Source organism: Nocardioides sp. OK12, from assembly GCF_024341885.1.
In the GTDB taxonomy this organism is placed as follows: Bacteria; Actinomycetota; Actinomycetes; order Propionibacteriales; family Nocardioidaceae; genus Nocardioides; species Nocardioides marinisabuli.
Genome location: NZ_BNET01000029.1, coordinates 1 through 1,252 on the forward strand (window position 1 = coordinate 1; position 1,252 = coordinate 1,252).

Here is a 1,252-nt window from a genome sequence, read left to right on the forward strand (position 1 = left end):
TGACGGCGAAATCAGGGGGCGGACGCAACACCTTTGGTGTGGTCTTCTTCGAGCAACTTAGCGAAGACCTCGGCGGGGGTGAGGTATCCGAGTCGTTTGCGGGGGCGGTTGTTGAGTTCTTCGGCGATGGCGGTGAGGTCGTCGTGGGTGTGTAGGGACAGGTCGGTGCCCTTGGGCATGTACTCGCGTAGCAGTCCGTTGGTGTTCTCGTTGCTGGGTCGCTGTTGGGGGCTGTAGGGGTCGGCGAAGTAGACGTCGATGCCGGTGGCGGCGGTGAAGTCGGCGTGGCGGGCCATCTCGGTGCCGCGGTCCCAGGTCAGGGTCTTGGCGAACCAGCCGGGCAATTGGCTCATCTCGTGGCTCAGCGCGGTGGCGACGGCGTGGGCGCCGTGGCCTTCGGGCAGGTGAGCCAGGGTCACGAACCCGGAGTGCCGCTCAACGATGGTGGCCACCGCTGAGTTGGAGGCCAACGAGCCCTTGATCAGGTCGCCCTCGTGGTGGCCGGGCACCAGGCGGCCCTCGACCTCTTCGGGGCGGTCGTGGATCGAGACCATGTTCTTGATCCGGTCGTGCTTGTTGGTGCGCTGACCTCGGGGTTTGCGTTGGGTGCGCTTGCTGCGCAGGTGGGCCTTGAGCTCGCGGGTCAGCTCGCCGCGGGGGTAGACGTACAGGCTCTGGTAGATCGTCTCGTGGCTGATGCGCATGGACTCATCGTCGGGGAAGCGCACCCGCAGGCGGCCAGCGATCTGATCGGGCGAGAGTCGCTTCTTCAGCATGTACCGCACCCAGGCCCGCAGCCGCGGGTTCGAGGCGATCTTCGAGGACTTGGGACGTCGTTGGTTGTGCCAGGCGATGGTGTGGGCGTGGTGGGGCAGGTAGTGCCCGGTACGCGGATCGCGGTTGCGGGCCAGCTCACGGCTGATCGTCGAGGGCGAGCGCGAGAGCTGGCGAGCGATGGCGCGCATCGAGCATCCCGAGTCGTGCATGCGCGCGATCTCGCACCGCTCGTCCTGGCTCAGGTAGCGGGAGTCGTACTCGGCAGCAGCAGGTCTGGGCACGCTGCCGAGCCTGACCAGCATCCGGTACACCGTGCGTGTAGACACGCCGGCACGTGCAGCGATCTCCGCGCGCTGCACGCCCCGGCGAAGCAGGCAATGAATCAGATCGACCTGCTCAGCAGGCATCGGTGGAGTAGGCATGGGTCGTACCCCCAGGTCAGAGGGTGTTGCGACATTCCCCTGACCTCACCGAC

General features: G+C 66.4%; 1 protein-coding gene. It reads right to left on the bottom strand.

The window, feature by feature from the left end; translation table 11 throughout:
- Window positions 1-11 precede the first annotated feature (11 nt).
- Window positions 12-1,058 carry an IS30 family transposase gene (locus OCU29_RS19720; protein WP_370463690.1) on the bottom strand — a complete coding sequence of 349 codons (1,047 nt, stop codon included), beginning with the start codon at window positions 1,056-1,058 and terminating at the stop codon, window positions 12-14.
- Window positions 1,059-1,252: the final 194 nt, after the last annotated feature.